General features: G+C 60.4%; 17 protein-coding genes. 4 read left to right on the top strand and 13 right to left on the bottom strand.

Annotated elements, in window-relative coordinates; all coding sequences use genetic code 11:
* The 3 genes from phnT to phnR all read right to left on the bottom strand — a co-directional run bounded on the left by phnT (window position 1) and on the right by phnR (window position 3041).
* Window positions 1–1131: a 2-aminoethylphosphonate ABC transport system ATP-binding subunit PhnT gene (phnT, locus tag ACOWVD_RS05935; protein WP_394854528.1), complete on the bottom strand. Its 1131-nt coding sequence runs from the start codon at window positions 1129–1131 to the stop codon at window positions 1–3.
* 2 nt (window positions 1132–1133) lie between these two features.
* Window positions 1134–2144: a 2-aminoethylphosphonate ABC transporter substrate-binding protein gene (locus tag ACOWVD_RS05930; RefSeq protein ID WP_004931467.1), complete on the bottom strand. Its 1011-nt coding sequence runs from the start codon at window positions 2142–2144 to the stop codon at window positions 1134–1136.
* Window positions 2145–2321: 177 nt separating this feature from the next.
* Complete coding sequence (phnR, locus tag ACOWVD_RS05925) at window positions 2322–3041, bottom strand: phosphonate utilization transcriptional regulator PhnR (RefSeq protein WP_033633223.1); 720 nt, start codon at window positions 3039–3041, stop codon at window positions 2322–2324.
* A gap of 154 nt (window positions 3042–3195) precedes the next feature.
* On the opposite strand from phnR, the gene phnW reads away from it, so the two are divergent.
* Together phnW and phnX are read left to right on the top strand one after the other, a co-directional pair.
* Complete coding sequence (gene phnW, locus ACOWVD_RS05920) at window positions 3196–4299, top strand: 2-aminoethylphosphonate--pyruvate transaminase (protein ID WP_164095024.1); 1104 nt, start codon at window positions 3196–3198, stop codon at window positions 4297–4299.
* 9 nt (window positions 4300–4308) lie between these two features.
* A complete protein-coding gene (phnX, locus tag ACOWVD_RS05915; protein ID WP_082997710.1) occupies window positions 4309–5118 on the top strand; it encodes a phosphonoacetaldehyde hydrolase in 810 nt (269 codons plus the stop codon).
* 63 nt (window positions 5119–5181) lie between these two features.
* Here phnX and ACOWVD_RS05910 read toward each other — a convergent pair whose 3' ends face one another.
* The 4 genes from ACOWVD_RS05910 to ACOWVD_RS05895 all read right to left on the bottom strand — a co-directional run bounded on the left by ACOWVD_RS05910 (window position 5182) and on the right by ACOWVD_RS05895 (window position 9723).
* Window positions 5182–6573, bottom strand: a complete 1392-nt coding sequence (locus ACOWVD_RS05910; protein WP_004931458.1) for an L-cystine transporter — start codon at window positions 6571–6573, stop codon at window positions 5182–5184.
* Window positions 6574–6754: 181 nt separating this feature from the next.
* Entirely contained in the window at window positions 6755–7303 is a 549-nt protein-coding gene (locus ACOWVD_RS05905; RefSeq protein ID WP_004931456.1) for a metal-dependent hydrolase, read from the bottom strand.
* Window positions 7304–7712: 409 nt separating this feature from the next.
* Window positions 7713–8378, bottom strand: coding sequence for a hexitol phosphatase HxpB (gene hxpB / locus ACOWVD_RS05900; RefSeq protein WP_004931455.1), 666 nt, complete (start codon window positions 8376–8378; stop codon window positions 7713–7715).
* Window positions 8379–8442: 64 nt separating this feature from the next.
* Window positions 8443–9723: an HdeD family acid-resistance protein gene (locus tag ACOWVD_RS05895; RefSeq protein WP_164095025.1), complete on the bottom strand. Its 1281-nt coding sequence runs from the start codon at window positions 9721–9723 to the stop codon at window positions 8443–8445.
* 185 nt (window positions 9724–9908) lie between these two features.
* Between ACOWVD_RS05895 and ACOWVD_RS05890 the strand changes: the two genes are divergently transcribed.
* On the top strand, window positions 9909–10469 hold the full coding sequence (locus tag ACOWVD_RS05890) for a YniB family protein (RefSeq protein ID WP_004931453.1): 561 nt from the start codon (window positions 9909–9911) through the stop codon (window positions 10467–10469).
* 35 nt (window positions 10470–10504) lie between these two features.
* Here the strand turns inward: ACOWVD_RS05890 and ACOWVD_RS05885 are convergent, their stop codons facing one another.
* The 6 genes from ACOWVD_RS05885 to ghoS form a co-directional block, all read right to left on the bottom strand.
* A complete protein-coding gene (locus ACOWVD_RS05885) occupies window positions 10505–11374 on the bottom strand; it encodes a fructosamine kinase family protein (RefSeq protein WP_004931452.1) in 870 nt (289 codons plus the stop codon).
* Window positions 11375–11610: 236 nt separating this feature from the next.
* Complete coding sequence (locus ACOWVD_RS05880) at window positions 11611–12465, bottom strand: metal ABC transporter permease (protein WP_015377685.1); 855 nt, start codon at window positions 12463–12465, stop codon at window positions 11611–11613.
* The gene (gene yfeC / locus ACOWVD_RS05875) at window positions 12465–13325 is read right to left on the bottom strand and encodes an iron/manganese ABC transporter permease subunit YfeC (protein ID WP_015377686.1); all 861 of its coding nucleotides are present in this window, start codon (window positions 13323–13325) and stop codon (window positions 12465–12467) included. The genes ACOWVD_RS05880 and yfeC overlap by 1 nt, the downstream gene beginning before the upstream one ends.
* Window positions 13325–14215 (bottom strand): manganese/iron ABC transporter ATP-binding protein, encoded by an 891-nt coding sequence (locus ACOWVD_RS05870; protein ID WP_004931446.1) that lies wholly within the window; start codon window positions 14213–14215, stop codon window positions 13325–13327. The genes yfeC and ACOWVD_RS05870 overlap by 1 nt, the downstream gene beginning before the upstream one ends.
* Window positions 14212–15156 carry a metal ABC transporter substrate-binding protein gene (locus tag ACOWVD_RS05865; RefSeq protein WP_031300483.1) on the bottom strand — a complete coding sequence of 315 codons (945 nt, stop codon included), beginning with the start codon at window positions 15154–15156 and terminating at the stop codon, window positions 14212–14214. The genes ACOWVD_RS05870 and ACOWVD_RS05865 overlap by 4 nt, the downstream gene beginning before the upstream one ends.
* 131 nt (window positions 15157–15287) lie before the next feature.
* Window positions 15288–15587: a type V toxin-antitoxin system endoribonuclease antitoxin GhoS gene (gene ghoS / locus ACOWVD_RS05860; RefSeq protein WP_015377688.1), complete on the bottom strand. Its 300-nt coding sequence runs from the start codon at window positions 15585–15587 to the stop codon at window positions 15288–15290.
* A gap of 109 nt (window positions 15588–15696) precedes the next feature.
* Between ghoS and ACOWVD_RS05855 the strand changes: the two genes are divergently transcribed.
* Window positions 15697–16362, top strand: a complete 666-nt coding sequence (locus ACOWVD_RS05855; protein WP_004931439.1) for a transglycosylase SLT domain-containing protein — start codon at window positions 15697–15699, stop codon at window positions 16360–16362.
* Window positions 16363–16656 lie beyond the last annotated feature (294 nt).

The raw sequence follows: 16656 nt of genomic DNA, 5'->3' as shown, positions 1-16656 counted from the left end.
TCAGTCCTCGATCAGTACCGCATCGTCGGGGGCGAAATAGAGCGGCACGCGCTCGCCGATCTGCGGCATCCGGCTGCGATGAGTGGTGACCACGCGCAGCGGATGGCCTTCCGCGTCGAACTGCAGGTGCGTCAACTCTCCCTGCCAATGAATATCATGCAGCGTGCCGATGATGCAGTTGCTGCGCTGGGCATCGGCATCGAGCGCAATGTGCTGTGGCCGGATGCACAGCAGCTTGTCGAAGCCGCGTTGTGCGCCGTAAGTGAAACAGCCGATCACTTTGCCGGCGCAGCTGACGGTGGTCATGCCTTGCTGCGCGGTAGTTTCCAGGGCGGTAGCCGGCAGCAGGTTGGCGCGGCCGAGGAACTCGGCGGCGAAGCGGTTCGTCGGATGGTGGTACAGCGCGCGGGTTTCGCCGTGGGCGATGAGATGGCCGTCGCGCATGATGCCGATCTTGTCCGCCAGCGTCAGCGCTTCGCCCTGATCGTGGGTGACGTACAGGATGGTCAGATCCGGCAGCTCGCGGTGCAGGCGGGCGATCTCTTCCACCATGCTGTGGCGGATTTGCGCGTCCAGCGCCGACAGCGGCTCATCCAGCAGCAATACTTTGGGGCGCACCGCGATGGCGCGAGCGATCGCCACCCGCTGTTGCTGGCCGCCGGAAAGCTGGTTGGGATAGCGCTTGGCGTAGGCGGACATGCCGACGATGGCCAACGCCTCTTCGACGCGCTCGGCGGTCAGGCCGCGCGGCTTGCCCTGGGCGCGCAGGCCGAACGCCACATTGTCCTCGACGCGCATATGCGGAAACAGCGCGTAGTTCTGTACCACCATGCCCAGGCCGCGCTCATAGGGCGGCACGTCGGTGACATCGACGTCACCGATGGCAATACGCCCGGCGGAGGGCTGCACGAAGCCGGCGATCGCCCGCAGCACGGTGGTTTTACCCGAGCCGGAGGGGCCGATCAGCGCCAGCACTTCGCCGGGGGCGATGGTGAGCGTCAGGGGTTTCAGCACCTCGGTGCCGCGATACGACACGCTGACGCGGTCGAGCTGAATGCCCGACGGCCCGGCGATGTCGAGGCTGCTATCCCGCGCCTCGGCGCGGGAAGTGAGGGTAGAAGGCATGGTCAGCGTCATTCTGTCACCTTGTGCCAGCGGGAGATATCGGCGGACAGGCTGCTCACCACCTGGTTCCAGTCCGGCGCCCAGATCTCTACACCCTGCAGCGCGGCCTGCGACTGCCTGAAGTTATCGTCGGTCGGGGTGACATCCTTACGCACCGGCATGCCGTAGGAAATGGCGCTGACGCTGCTCTGGGCTTCTTTGCTCAGCAGGAAATCGATCAGCTTTTTGCCGTTGGCGCTTTGCGGCGCGCCTTGCACCAGGCCGATGTAGTAAGGCAGCACCAGCGTGCTGCGTTTGCCGTCCGGCCCGGCCGGCCAGAACACCTTCACGTTCGGGTTGCTGCGCATCTGCGCCAGGTTCATCTGCAGATCGCCGTTGGCTACCAGCAGCTCCCCCTTATTGACCAGCGCGGTCAGCTTGCCGGTGGAGGCCGAAGGGCCGACGTTGTTGCTTTGCAGCTTGCCGAGGTAGTCGAAACCGGCGTCTTTGCTGCCGAAGCTGTGAAACGCCTGCAGCATCACTGCGGTGCCGTCACCCGCCTGGCCCGGCGTGGAGTACTGCAGCTTATTGCGGAACTGCGCGTCCAGCAGCTGTTGATAGCTGGCAGGCGCCTGCGGCAGCAGTTTGGCGTTATAGATGAAGCTCAGGTAGTTGTTCACCAGTGGCACGAACTGCGGCTGGGCGTCGGCGATCTGCGCCGCATCCTGCGGGGTGAAATCCTGCAGCAGTTTTTCCGCGGCGGCGCGCTGGATGAACGGCGGCAGCGTCACCAGCACGTCGGCCTGCGGGTTGCTGCGCTCCTTCGACAGGCGCTCCACGATGGCGCCGGAGCCGCCTTCGACGTACTGCACCTTGACGCCGGTCGCCTGGGTGAAGGCGTCGAACTGGGTTTGATACCAGCTGTGATCGCCGTCGTGCAGACCATCGGCGGAGTAGACGGTCACCACCGCATCGGCGGCCCAGGCCGGCGCGGCGCCGAGTGCGATGGCGGTCATCACGACCAGACGAGAAAATTTCATAGCTTCAGCCTCACTGTTGCGGGTTAATGCGAAACTGGTATACACCAGATATGCGGCCAAGCTAATCGGCAAATATGACAAACAAATGAAAGCGGCAAAATATATTTGCCTTAAAAGGGGGATCGAGCGTGGGTGAGGAAGGCGGGGCGGCGGGCGCCGGCCCCGTGATAATCGAGGTTAGAGCGTATCGACTTCGATGCGCAGGCTGTCGTGGCGCCAGTATTCAATATCGAAATCGAGGATGCGGCCGTGCTGATCGTAATTCAGTCGACGCAGCAGCAACGCGGGCAAGCCGACCATGGCGCCGAGCGCGTTGGCGGCGCGGTAAGGCAGGGCGGTCGGGTAGAACGACAGGTGCATGTTGCTGTAAATCAAATCGTAATGCTGTTGATAAACCTCGGTCAGGCTGCCGTTGAGATCGTGCCTGAGCAGTTCCGGCACCCGCTGCGGCAGGCAGTGGTTCTCGCAATAGCAGATGGCGCGGCCGTCGGCATAGCGCACGCGGCGCAGCAGATACACCTGATCGAACGGTTCGAGCGCCAGCGGCTGCATGACGTCGAGCGGCACCGTGGTTTTTTCGCCGGACAGCAGCGCGGTGCGCGGCGTGCGCCCTTGCTCCTGACAAAGGCGGTGGAAATTGGTGTTTTGCGTCGGATCCAGCCACAGCCGCTCCGGCGTGACGAACCAGCCGCGACGATCGGCGCGGTAGATGGCGCCGGTGGCTTCCAACTGCGCCAGGCTCTCGCGAATGGTGACGCGGGTGGTGGAGAAGATGGCGCACAGCTCGCGCTCCGAAGGCAGCTTATCGCCGGCCTGCAGCGCGCCGCGGGTAATGCGCGCCTGGAGCTGATCCTTGATCTGCAGGTAGTGAGGCATATCGCCCTGATGTTCTTTCATTTCATCTCGCTATGGCATCGGCCCGACATTCCGGCACGCGCTTATTATACATAGCCAGATGAATTTTTTGTTTCACCGCGCTTTGTCGTTTGACCGGGGCAGGAATTTGCCGCCACAATGATCGCAATCTGGTATAGACCAATAGGTGAATAACATGTCCGATCGTAACTACCTGCTGTTGACCCCCGGCCCGTTGACCACGTCGAAAACGGTGAAAGAGGCGATGCTGTATGACAGCTGCACCTGGGATGAAGATTACAACCTCGGCGTGGTGCAGCGTATTCGTCAACGGTTGGTGGCGCTGGCGACGCCGTCTGCCGGTTATACCTCGGTGCTGCTGCAAGGCAGCGGCAGCTTCGCGGTAGAGGGCGTGCTGGGCACGGTCATCGGCCCGCACGACAAGCTGCTGATCGTCAACAACGGCGCCTACGGGGCGCGGATGATCGAAATGGCGCGGCTGATGGATATCGACCACCACGCTTTCGACTGCGGTGAGGTGAATGAACCGGACGTGGCGGCGATGGAGGCGGTGCTGAAAAGCGATGCGCGCATCAGCCATATCGCCATGGTGCACTGTGAAACCACCACCGGCATGCTCAATCCGCTGCAGAAGGTCGCCGGTCTGGCGGCGCGCAATGGCAAGACCTTTATCGTCGACGCCATGAGCAGCTTTGGCGGCATCCCGTTGGATGTGGACGCGCTGGGCATCGATTTTCTGATCAGCTCCGCCAACAAATGCATTCAGGGCGTGCCGGGCTTCGCGTTCGTCATCGCCCGCCGCAGCGAGCTGGAGAAATGCGCCAGCCGTTCACGCTCGCTGTCGCTGGATCTGTATGCTCAGTGGCGCTGTATGGAGGATCAGGCCGGCAAATGGCGCTTTACGTCGCCGACCCACACCGTGCTGGCCTTCGCGCAGGCGCTGAAAGAGCTGGAACAAGAGGGCGGCATTGCCGCGCGCCACCACCGCTATCAGGCCAATCAGCGGCGGCTGGTGGCGGGTATGCGCGAGCTGGGTTTTGAGACCCTGCTGGACGATGCGCTGCACTCGCCGATCATCACCGCGTTCTATTCGCCAAAGGCTGATACATACCGCTTCGCCGAGTTTTATCAGCGTCTCAAGCAACAAGGCTTCGTGATTTATCCCGGTAAAGTGTCGCAGAGCGACTGCTTCCGTATCGGCAACATCGGTGAAATCTATCCGCAAGATATCGAACGTTTGCTGGCGGCCGTCGGGCAGGCGATGTACTGGAATCAATAAGGATTGACCATGAAACAGATCAACGCAGTGATCCTCGACTGGGCGGGCACCACGGTGGACTTCGGCTCCTTTGCGCCAACGCAGATTTTCGTCGAGGCCTTCAAGCAAACCTTCGATATCGACATCAGCCTGGCGGAGGCGCGCATTCCGATGGGGCTGGGCAAATGGCAGCACATCGAGGCGCTGGGCAAGCTGCCGGCGGTCGACGCGCGCTGGCGGCAGAAGCTGGGACGCTCGATGAGCCATCAGGACATTGACGCGCTGTATCAGGCGTTTATGCCGCTGCAAATCGCTAAAGTGATCGACTTCGCCGATCCCATCGAGGGCGTGCCGCAGGTGATTGCCGCTTTGCGCGAGCAGGGCATTAAAATCGGTTCCTGCTCCGGCTATCCGCGCGCGGTGATGGAAGTGCTGGTGCCCGCCGCCGCGCAGCGCGGCTACGCGCCGGATTACTGGGTCGCCACCGACGATCTTGCAGCCGGCGGGCGACCGGGGCCGTGGATGGCGTTGCAGAACGCGATCGCGCTGGGCATCGATGCGGTGGCGCATTGCGTGAAGGTGGATGACGCGGTGCCGGGCATTGCCGAAGGGCTGAACGCCGGGATGTGGAGCGTCGGGCTGGCGCTGTCCGGCAACGAGTTTGGCGCCACCTGGCAGGAGTATCGCCGGATGACGGCAGGCGAGATAGAGCGCCGCCGCGCGGCGGCCGCCGATAAGCTGTACGCGGCGGGCGCGCACTATGTGATAGACACGCTGGCGCAATTGCCGGCAGCGATCGCCGACATCAACCGCCGGTTGGCCAACGGCGAGCGGCCGTAACGACCGAACGCGGGGCATAAAAAAACCGGGGATTATCCCCGGTTTTTTCGTTCTGAGACGGCGTTAGCGATGCGCCAATTCGACTTCGTCTTCGCTGTCCATCACGGCTTTGTCGGTTTGCTTCATCAGCTGGCTGGTGATGGTGCCCGCCGCCATGGAACCGTTGACGTTCAGCGCGGTACGGCCCATGTCGATCAGCGGTTCGACCGAGATCAGCAGCGCGACCAGCGTCACCGGCAGGCCCATCGCCGGCAGCACGATCAGCGCAGCGAAGGTGGCGCCACCGCCCACGCCCGCCACGCCGGCGGAGCTGATGGTGACGATGCCGACCAGGGTGGCGATCCACACCGGATCCAGCGGGTTGATGCCGACGGTCGGCGCCACCATCACCGCCAGCATCGCCGGGTAGAGGCCCGCACAGCCGTTCTGGCCGATGGTGGCGCCGAACGATGCCGAGAAGCTGGCGATGGATTCCGGCACGCCCAGGCGACGGGTCTGCGCTTCCACGTTCAGCGGAATGCTGGCGGCGCTGGAGCGGCTGGTGAACGCGAAGGTGATCACCGGCCACACCTTGCGGAAGAACTTCATCGGGTTAACGCCGGTGAAGGCCAGCAGGACAGCGTGAACCACAAACATGATGGCCAGGCCGATGTACGAGGCCACCACGAAGCTGCCGAGCTTGACGATATCGTGAATGTTGGAACCGGCGACCACTTTGGTCATCAGCGCCAGCACGCCGTAAGGCGTCAGCTTCATGACCAGACGCACCAGCTTCATCACCCAGGCCTGCAGGGTGTCGATAGCCACCAGCACGCGCTCGCCTTTCGGCTTGTCGTCTTTCAGCAGCTGCAGCGCCGCCACGCCGAGGAAGGTGGCGAAAATCACCACGCTGATGATCGAGGTCGGGCTGGCGCCGGTCAGATCGGCGAACGGGTTTTTCGGGATGAACGACAGCACCATCTGCGGCACCGTCAGATCGGCCAGTTTACCCACGTAGTTGGTCTGGATCGCCGTCAGGCGCGCGCTTTCCTGCGCGCCCTGCACCAGGCCTTCGGCGGTCAGGCCGAACAGGTTGGTGACCAGCACGCCCACCAGCGCCGAGATCAGCGTAGTGAACAGCAGCGTGCCGATAGTGAGGACGCTGATTTTGCCCAGCGAAGAGGCGTTATGCAGCTTGGCCACCGCGCTCAGGATCGAGGCGAACACCAGCGGCATGACGATCATTTGCAGCAGTTGCACATAGCCGTTGCCGACGATGTTGAACCAGCTGATGGATTCTTTCAGTACCGGGTTATCGGAGCCGTACACCAGCTGCAGGCCCAGACCGAACACCACGCCGACCACCAGGCCGACCAGCACTTTTTTCGCCAGGCTCCATTGCTTGTGGCGGGTTTGCGCCAGCAGCAAAAGGAGCGCGACAAACACCAGCACGTTAATCACGAGCGGAAGATTCATCCCCAATGTCTCCAATAATCTTTCTTATAAAAACGACTACGCATCACGTATGTCGCGATGTAAATATCGTAACAGTTTGCTGAGTGGCCTACTTATATCCAAATGGAATTTGATATAGCTTTTTGTGTGTTTTTGTTCGTTTTATATACTTCAAGGTGATGAGTTAGGCGGTTTTTTGTGATCAGAGTCTGATATTTCTGATTTGCTCGACATAGGATTGCACCGGCAGGGTGAAATCACCTTGCCAGCAGATGGCAAACGCCACCAGGCACAGACACAGCACCCGCTCCAGCTGGTTGCCTTTTTGCGAGTTGAGCAGCGGCAGGCGAAAACGCCAGCGGCATGGCCACAACAGCGGCACGCCGGCGGGGGTGAGCATGTCGGCCAACAGATGGCTGAAGTAGCCGATGATCATGGCGTGCAGCGCATCGGCCGGGATCGGCCAGCTGCGCGGTACGTCCAGTTGGAACAGCGCCATGCCGCCGGCGATCGCCAGCAGGCTGTGGGTGAAACCACGGTGGCCGAAGGCGCGGGCGATGGGCAGGGCAATCCAGCGCAGGCGCTGGCCCAGCACCGACTTGGGGTGATCGATGTCCGGCAGCAGCGAGGTCAGCAGCGCGGCGGGTATGATGTGCCACCAGTCGCCGGTAGCCAGCTCTGGCGTCACTTCCGCCTTCTTGGCGAAGATCGCGCAAGCGACAGAGAATATAAGGTGTCCTTCCGCGGTCATGCTGTTGCGATTCCGGCTGGTAAACTGTTAATTTATCCAGTATATGGGAAAATTCCCAGTAGTGGAAGCAGTTACCCTGTAACCAATTGTTTATTTTCCCCTGTTTTACAACGGCTTGTTACGGCAGTGGGTAACAAATCATCGATTTTGACGGGCGAGAACAAAAAGCGGGCAATGGGGGGAGTGAAACGGAAAGCAACGAGCGCGGTTTTACTGCGTGCGGCGGGAGGAAGCGGCGGCCTTGAAGCGCGCTGCGTGGCAGTGACAACGCGCTGCGGGCCGTCGCTTTCCCTGCCATGCAGCATAATGAGAACGTCACGCCAATTCAATAAAATGAAACGGTGTTTCGTTTATTTTGCGGTGCGGATCCCTTTTATGCCGCAGGGCGCCGGTGCCCGGCGCCGCAGAATCAGGCAAAGTGGGCAGGGGTGAGCTGTTCGAGGGTCTCCAACTGGTGATCCGCCAGCGCCCAGCGCGGGTCGTGGCGGTATTCGGCGGCCGGGATCACGATGGAACGCATGCGCGCGGCCTTGGTGGCGATCATGCCGTTAAAGGAGTCTTCCAGCGTGATGCAGCGCAACGGATCGCTGCCCAGGCGTTCGGCGGCGATCAGGTAGACCTCCGGATGCGGTTTGCTGTACGGCAGGTATTCGGCGGAAACCAATTGATCGAAGTAGCCTTCAAGATCGAACATCTTCAGCACCTGCCGTTGCATGTGCAGCGGCGAGGCGGAGGCGAGACCGATGTTCAGCCCCTGGCTGCGGCACAGCTCCAGCGCCTGCCGGACGCCAGGCAGCAGCGGGCGCGTCTCGTGCACCAGCTCGATGGCGCGCTCGATAATCCGCGCCGACACCTCTTCAAGCGTAACCCCTTGCCACGGCATCGCCTGGTACCACATTTTCACCACCAGATCGATGCGCAGCCCCAGCGTGTCCGGCAGCTTGTGACGGTCGGACAGATCCAAGCCCAGCGCGCCGAAGATATCCAGCTCGGCCTGCAGCCACAGCGGTTCCGAGTCGATCAACAAGCCGTCCATATCAAAAATTGCGGTTTCAATGCGTTGCGAATAAGCCATTAGCGGTTAACTCCTGCCGGCGCGGGTGAATGTGCCCGACACTTTATCATCGCCGGTGACGAGACTAAAACCTTTGCCTGCGCGTGTGGCTTTTGCCAAAACGCAGGATATTCCACACCTCGCGCAATTTTAGCCACCATCGCTGGTGTTGACGCTCGGAAACCTGTTGCAACATGCGCGCATAGTCCAGCACCAACCCCGGCGTCCAGGTCATGCTTTCACCGCGGCTGCGCAGTACCGCCAGCATCCACAGGTTGGGATCCAGCACCAGCAGCAGAAAACGGCGCCACAGATGTTTATCGCCCAGCACGCCTTCCAACGCGCTGTCGAGCGCGCCGATGACAGTGGTGGAGCAGTTGCGCCGGGTCAGATTGTAGGTGGCGTCCTGCCGATAACGCAGCCAGAATGCGCGCAGCGCCGCCGGGTTATAGCGGTAGAATTGAATTTTCTTGTCCGGTGGGCACCAGGCGGCGATCTCGCCCGCCAGGTCGGGCAGGAAACGTCCGTCGACGTTGTTCTGTTCGCCGGCGTGCAGCAACTGACGGAAATCCTGAACGGAATGGCTGATGTCGTTGAGTGGGTAGTGGCTGATATACACATCCGGCGCGAGCGCCAGGGCGGCGTGACCGGTGGAGATATTGCCGCCGCCGTCGACCGCCGCGATGTATCGGTCGACGATGTAACGCCGGCGCGGATCTTTAGCCGCGCCAATCGGTGTCCAGACATACACCGTGAGCGGCGCAGTCTCATCCGCCGGGGAGGATGGCTGCCGCGCGGGGTGCTGATTCAGAGAGAAGTTTGTCAGTCTGCGGGCGATACGCAATAAAGCCCAGCCGGAAAGCACCATCATCACGCCGAGGCAAAAGGGCACCGTCATCCGGTGCGGCGCCGGCCAGCCGACAAAGATCATCAACGAAAGCAGGATCTCGCCGCCGCCCGCCAGCGCCACGCCTTTCCATCGACTGTGCTGAATCACCGTGGAGGAGGCGATGCGCACGGCGCCGTCAAGCAGCAGCGCGCTGCCAAACACCACGGTGGCGACGATGTTATCGTCTGCGGGCACGTCCAACGTTAAAAAGGCCATAAAGACAAAACCCAATCCTTTCAGCAGCACCGGCCTGCTGGCCGAAGAGCCGATCACCAGCGCGGCGGATATCGCCACCAGCCCCTCCAGCGCCAGGATGACCGCCAGCGCATCCAGCGCCAGCACGGACCGGCCATCCTGCAGTATGTCGAACAGCATCAGCGCCCCTGCGGCTATCCACAGCCAACCGAACAGCACCAGCAGGCGGCGCTGGCCGTGCAGCGCCTGCGCGCCCAGCAATAAGATAATCAGTCGAATCATGGCGGCCTCTGGCTAAACGGATAACGTTATCTCTTCAATGATAGTGCCCGGATGTCGTTAAGCAGTTGATTTCGGCGAATTCGGCTAAGCTTGTAGCACAGCGGGAATGAAGAAAACGGTGGGCGAGTTTCGCCAACTGCAGGTAGACTTAGCCGATTCGGTTACGTCGCTAACAAGGGGAACACATGACGTATCAACAGGCCGGGCGTATCGCCATTTTGAAACGCATTCTCGGATGGGTGGTTTTTATCCCGGCGTTGCTGTCGACGCTGATTTCCGTGCTGGGCTTTATCTATCAGCACAGTGAAAAAACCAAGGGCATCAACGCAGTGATGCTGGATTTTGTCCACGTGATGGTGGACATGGTGCGTTTCAATACGCCGTTCCTGAACCTTTTCTGGTACAACTCGCCGGTGCCGGACGTGGATAAAAGCCTGTTCAGCGGCGCCAATTTGATGTTCATCATCATCTATATATTGATCTTCGTCGGGCTGGCATTGCAGGCTTCCGGCGCGCGCATGTCGCGTCAGGTCAAGTTCATTCGCGAAGGACTGGAAGATCAGATGATCCTGGAGCAGGCCAAGGGCAGCGAAGGGCACACGCGTCAGCAACTGGAGGAACGCATCACGCTGCCGCACCACACCATTTTCCTGCAGTACTTTCCGCTGTACATCCTGCCGATCGTGATTGCAGTGATCGCCTGGTTCGTGATCCGCCTGTTGGGGCAGTTGGCCGGCGCGGCCTGAACCATGAACGGGGCGCCGAGCGGCGCCCCGGAACGTTATGACGCTTCCGGCTGCAACAGCGCCTCCACCGCACGTTGCGCAGCCACCAAATGCTGGCCGCCGAACAGGTTGCTGCGGTTGAGCAGGTAGTACAGCTGATACAGCGGCTGGCGCTCGATAAATCCGGCCCCCAGCGGCCACACGCTCTGATAGCCGTCGTAGATCTGCGGCGGCAGCTCCGGATACAGCGGCAGCATCGCCAAATCGCACTCTCGGTCGCCCCAGTAGCTGGCCGGATCGAACAGTATCGGCCCGTGGGCGGTCATCGCGCAGTTGCCCGGCCACAGGTTGCCGTGCAGCAGGGAAGGCTGTGGTTGGTGGTGCTGCAAGCGCAGATACACCCGATCGACGATGTCGTCGATGTCGCCGAAGGTCATGCCTTTTTCCGCCGCCAGCTGCAGCTGCCAGCCGATGCGCTGCTCGGCGAAGAATTCCGACCAGCGGCGTTGCCAGGCGTTGGGTTGCGGGGTGGTGGTCAGATCGCTGTCGAAGTCGAGACCGAACTGCGGTTGCTCGCTCCACTGGTGCAAATGCGCCAGCTGCTGGCCCAGGCAGTAGGCGCCGTGAGCATCGAGGGGTTTCAGCTGCTGATACTCCAGCAGCAGGAAGCTGTAATCGCGATCGCTGCCGACGCCGTACACTTCCGGCACCCGCACGCTTTTGCTGCGCGCCAGCAACGCCAGCTGATCGGCCTCGGCGGTGAATATCGGCAGTTGTTCACGGGCGTCGCATTTCACGAACACCTCGTTGTCACCGTAACTCACGCGCCACGCCGGGTGAATGTCGCCCCCGGGCAGTTCAATCCTTTCGCGTATCTCTGCGCTGCCAAGATGTTCACTTAACAGACGGCTAACGGCTTGCCACATGGTATGTCCCCCTCTGTGCTGCCTGATAATTCATTAGGTTAGCGTCTTTCCCGTGGTGAAAACACGACGCGGCGCACAGCCGGCGTCAAAGGCGGCGATTTTTTCAGCGCCTCGCCAGCTCAAAGTATATACCCTATTGATTAATTTAAGCGCAATACCGATTGCAACTTGATGACAACGGATAAGCGAGGGGAGGATAAGATGCGGCGGAGAGCACCGCCGCATCAGAGAGGCGTTTAACTGCCAATGGGGGCGTTTTGGTTACCCTGTAACGGACGCAGCTTGCTGTACAACAAGGCGATCACGAACAGCGCGGCCTGTACGATGACGATGCAGGGGCCGGTGGCGCCGTCGATGTGGAAGCTGATCAGGGTGCCGAGCACGCAGGAGAACACCGACACCACCGTCGCCACCATCAGCATGCGGTCGAAGCGGCGGCACAGCATAAAGGCGATGATGCCGGGGGCGATCAGCATGGCGATCACCAGGATCACCCCCACGGCCTGCAGCGAGGCGACGATGGTCATCGCCAGCAGGCACAGCAATCCGTAGTGCAGCAGCTTGACCGGCAGGCCAATCACCCGCGCATGGTGCGGATCGAAGCAGTACAGCATGAAGTCTTTGCGCTTGAGCAGCACCACCGCCAGGGTGATGCCGGCGATCAGCAAGGTTTGCTTCAGTTCGCCGTCGGTAATGCCCAGCATGTTGCCGAACAGAATGTGGCTCAGGTGCTGGTCGGTATCGATGCGCGAGAACAGCACCAGGCCGAAGGCGAACATGCCGGAAAAGACGATGCCCATCACCGTGTCTTCTTTCACCCGGCTGTTCTCTTTCAGGTAGCCGGTGGCTACCGCGCAAAAAATGCCGGAGAGGAAGGCGCCGATCGCCAGCGGGATGCCGACCACGAACGCCACTACGATGCCGGGCAAGACGGCGTGCGAGATGGCGTCGCCCATCAGCGACCAGCCCTTGAGCACCAGATAGCAGGAGAGCACGGCGCACACCACGCCGGTAACGATGGCGGCGACGATCGCCCGCTGCATGAACGGGTAGGCGAAGGGTTCGCTGAGCAGTTGATACAGGGTGTCCATCAGCGGCCTCCGGTTTGCGAATGTGCCACGCGGCGCCGGGATGCCAGCAGGCCGTGTTTCGGCGCGAAGAAGAACGCCGCCAGGAATACCAGCGTTTGCAGGGTGACGATCACCCCGCCGGTGGCGCCGTCGAGGAAGAAACTCAGGTAGGCGCCGATGCCGCTGGTCAATGCGCCGATGATGATGGCGATAATCACCAGCCGGCTGAAGCGGTCGGTCAGCAGGTAGGCGGTAGCGCCCGGGGTGATCACCATGGCGATCACCAGAATGGCGCCGACGGTTTGCAGCGCGGCGACGGTGCAGGCGCTGAGCAGGGTGAAGAACAGGATCTTCAGCTTCAGCGGCGACAGGCCGATCGACACCGCGTGGCTTTCGTCGAAGAACACCGCCAGCAGATCTTTCCACACCAGGCACAGGATCAGCAGCGAAACGCCGATGATGATTTCCACCTGCAGCACGTCTTCGTCGGCGATGCCGAGGATATTGCCGAAGATGATCGACTGTACGTTGACCGAGGTGGGGTTGAGCGACACGATCAGCAGGCCGACGGCGAAGAAGGTGGAGAAGATAAAGCCGATGATGGCGTCTTCGCGCAGCCGGGTGATGTGGCGCACCAGCGTCATCGCCAGCGCCGCCAGCATGCCGGTGAAGAAGGCGCCGGCGGCGTAGGGCAGGCCGAGGGCGTAGGCGCCGGCCACGCCGGGCACCACCGAGTGCGACAGCGCATCGCCCATCAGCGACCACCCTTTCAGCATCAGGTAGGCGGACAGGAACGCGCAGGCGGCGCCGACGATGGCGCTGACCCAGATGGCCTTCACCATGTAGTTGTAACTGAAAGGTTGCAGCAGAAGGTCCAGCATCAGGATTGTTTCTCCCTGGCCTGGCTGTTGGCCGGCGGATCGCTTTTGGTGTGGCCGTAGAACACCGCCGGGCGTTCATCGTCGGTCAACACCGTGACGGTGCGCGGATCGTTGTCGTCGTGCAGATCCGGGCCGGAAAGGTTGATATGGCGCAGCACGCCGCCGAACGCCTGCTCCAGGTTGCTCTGGGTGAAGGTGGTCTCGGTCGGGCCGGCGGCCAGCACCGTGCGGTTGATGAGGATCACCCGATCGCAAAATTCCGGCACGCTGCCGAGGTTGTGGGTGGAGACCAAAATGAGATGGCCCTCGTCGCGCAGCGCGCGCAGCAGCTCGATAATCGCATTCTCGGTTTTCACATCCACGCCGGTGAAAGGCTCATCCAGCAGCAGCACCGTGCCCTGTTGCGCCAGCGCGCGCGCCAGAAATACGCGCTTCTTCTGGCCGCCGGACAGCTCGCCGATCTGCCGGCCGCGCAGCTCGCTCAGGCCGACGCGCTCCAGCGCCTTGTCGACCCGCAACCTGTCCTCACGTGACGGAATGCGCAGGAAGTTCATCTTGCCGTAGCGGCCCATCATCACCACGTCTTCCACCAGCACCGGGAAGTTCCAGTCGACGTCTTCGGTCTGCGGCACGTAGGCGATCAGGTTCTTTTTCAGCGCGTCCGCCACCGGCTTGTCGCTCAGCGACACCTGGCCGGCGGTAGGCCTGACCAGGCCCATGATGCTTTTGAACAGCGTCGATTTGCCGCTGCCGTTGACGCCGACCAATGCGCAGATCGAACCGCCGCTCAGGGTGAAGCTGGCGTTGTGAATGGCGGTGTGCCCGTTGTTGTAGGTTACGGTGACGTCGTCCACGTTCAATTCAGGGCGGACAAACGGTTCATGGGTCATTGATCGAATCCTTTGGCGATGGTTTGCACGGTGGTGTTAAGCAGGTCGATGTAGGTCGGCACCGGGCCATCGCGGGTGGACAGCGAGTCCACGTACAGCACGCCGCCGTATTTGGCGCCGGTTTCTTTCGCCACCTGCCTGGCCGGCTTGTCGGAAATGGTGCTCTCGCTGAACACCACCGGAATATGGTGGGCGCGCACGGCGTCGATCACCCGGCGCACCTGCTGCGGCGAGCCTTGCTCATCGGCGTTGATCGGCCACAGATAAACCTCTTTCAACTGATAGTCCTGCGCCAGGTAGCTGAAGGCACCTTCACTGGTCACCAGCCAGCGCTGTGCGGCCGGAATGCGCGCCAGGCGTTCGCGCAGCGGGGCGTCCAGCGCGCCGATTTTCTCTGCGTAGGCCTTGGCGTTGCGGTTATAGGTTTCCGCATTGGCCGGATCGTGCTCCACCAGCGCCTTGCGGATATTCTCGATATACACCAGCGCGTTGCTTGGCGACATCCAGGCATGCGGGTTCGGGTTGCCGTTATAGGGCCCTTCGCGGATCGGCAGCGGGGTAATGCCTTCGGTGACTACCGCCGCCGGCACCTGTTTGATGTTTTCGAAGAAACGCTGGAACCAGCGCTCCAGGTTCATGCCGTTCCACAGGATCAGGTCGGCGTGCTGTGCCTTGACGATGTCGCGCGGAGTCGGTTGATAGTCGTGGATCTCGGCGCCCGGCTTGGTGATGGATTCCACCACGGCGGCGTCACCGGCCACGTTCTGGGCGATATCCTGAATGATGGTGAAGGTGGTCACCACGCGCAGCTTTTTTTCCGCCAGCGCGTTTTGGCTGACCAAGGCGGCGCCGAGCAGCAGGCAGGCGAGCATGAAAGGGCGTAACAATGCGGCAGAGCGGGAAGGGCGACTGCGACGAAAAGCGCAACTTATCAATGGCATGATGACGTCTCCTGGTTCAAATGAAAATGATTATCAATATCAATTGAAGCGAAGTCAAGCGCCACTTGCCCACCGCCGGCGGGGTATTTCTCCAACTGAAAAAATAATACCGTCCGGGGAGTTATAGCATTTTATGTATCAGTATGTAACCGCTGAAGGTAGTCCTCACAGCTGCATATCGCCACCTCCGGCTGTTTTCCCAATGCCAACTGCCCGAACCCCTGCGCCAGGCGCAGCACATCCTCTTGATCCAGCACGGTTATGAACGCAAAACTGTTGCTGCCGAGTTCGTGGTGAACGCCATTTTCGTCTGTCACCGACGTGACAAAACCCTCGCGCGTCAATTGCCCGGTCAGCTTCGCCAGGTCGGTTAATCCCTCTTCCTGATAGCGAAAAGTCACCACAAAGCAGCTTGTTGCAGATTGACTCATAAATCACCTCTTGGTATATGGATAGCTTGAGATTAGCCCAAAAAATTACTGCAGGTGTCCTTACAAGTTGTATATGCTACGCAACTCATTGAAAGGAGTGAGGGATTCTGTGAAAACAAAAATAGGTTGCCTTACGGCAATTTTACTTTTGTCGGGGTGCGCCAAAGACCCGCAAACGGCAAGCAATATTTCAGGCAGTGGCACAACGCGCGGCGGTTGGTTAAAACCCCCTCCGCAGGCACCGGTAAACCGCACGGGCACCCCGGTTGCTTATAACGATTACATTCGTCAGGCGGCCAGCAACTATGGCGTTGACGAAACGCTGATTAAAGCGATTATTCAGGTGGAGTCCGGGTTTAACCCGAACGTGGTCAGCACCTCGAACGCAGTGGGATTGATGCAGCTTAAGGCTTCTACCGCCGGCCGCGACGCCTATCGCATGAAGGGACGAAGCGGGCAACCCAGCTCGCGTGAGCTGAAGGATCCGGCGGTCAATATTGATCTGGGAACGGCCTATATCAATATTCTTCAAAGCCAGCAGCTAGCCGGGATCAACAACCCACAGACTTTGCGTTACGCCACCATCGTTTCGTACGTGAATGGGGCGGGCGCCATGTTGCGCACCTTCTCTTCGGACAAGCGCGTGGCGGTCAATCGCATCAATCAGATGAGCCCGGATGAGTTTTATCAGCACATCCAGAAAAAGCACCCGGCACCGCAGGCGCCGCGCTATTTGTGGAAGGTGACCACCGCCTATCAGGCGATGTCGCAGTAATCCTCTCTTTTGTCGAATCGGCCGCTGAACGCGGCCGATTTTGTTTTCGGCACCGTTCCAGCGCGCGACCCACCTCTCATTTTTCGTTATTTCCTCACCGCTTATCGGAAAAACCGCACAAAAAGTTAAATTTACGTTAGCAGATAAATCTTTACGTTCATTCAATAAGTTACCGGTAACATTTTTGCTTTTGTACGCATTCTGACCTTCAATAAATATACAAATAAGTAACAAATTATTTTAAAAACCCGTATCGATCGCAAGGTTGCGGTTAAATAGTTGTGACTATCTTTG

Source organism: Serratia sp. SA088 (assembly GCF_049065515.1).
Taxonomy (GTDB): domain Bacteria; phylum Pseudomonadota; class Gammaproteobacteria; order Enterobacterales; family Enterobacteriaceae; genus Serratia; species Serratia nematodiphila.
Note: the sequence above shows the minus strand (reverse complement) of the source record. Positions and strands in the feature narration are given on the sequence as shown.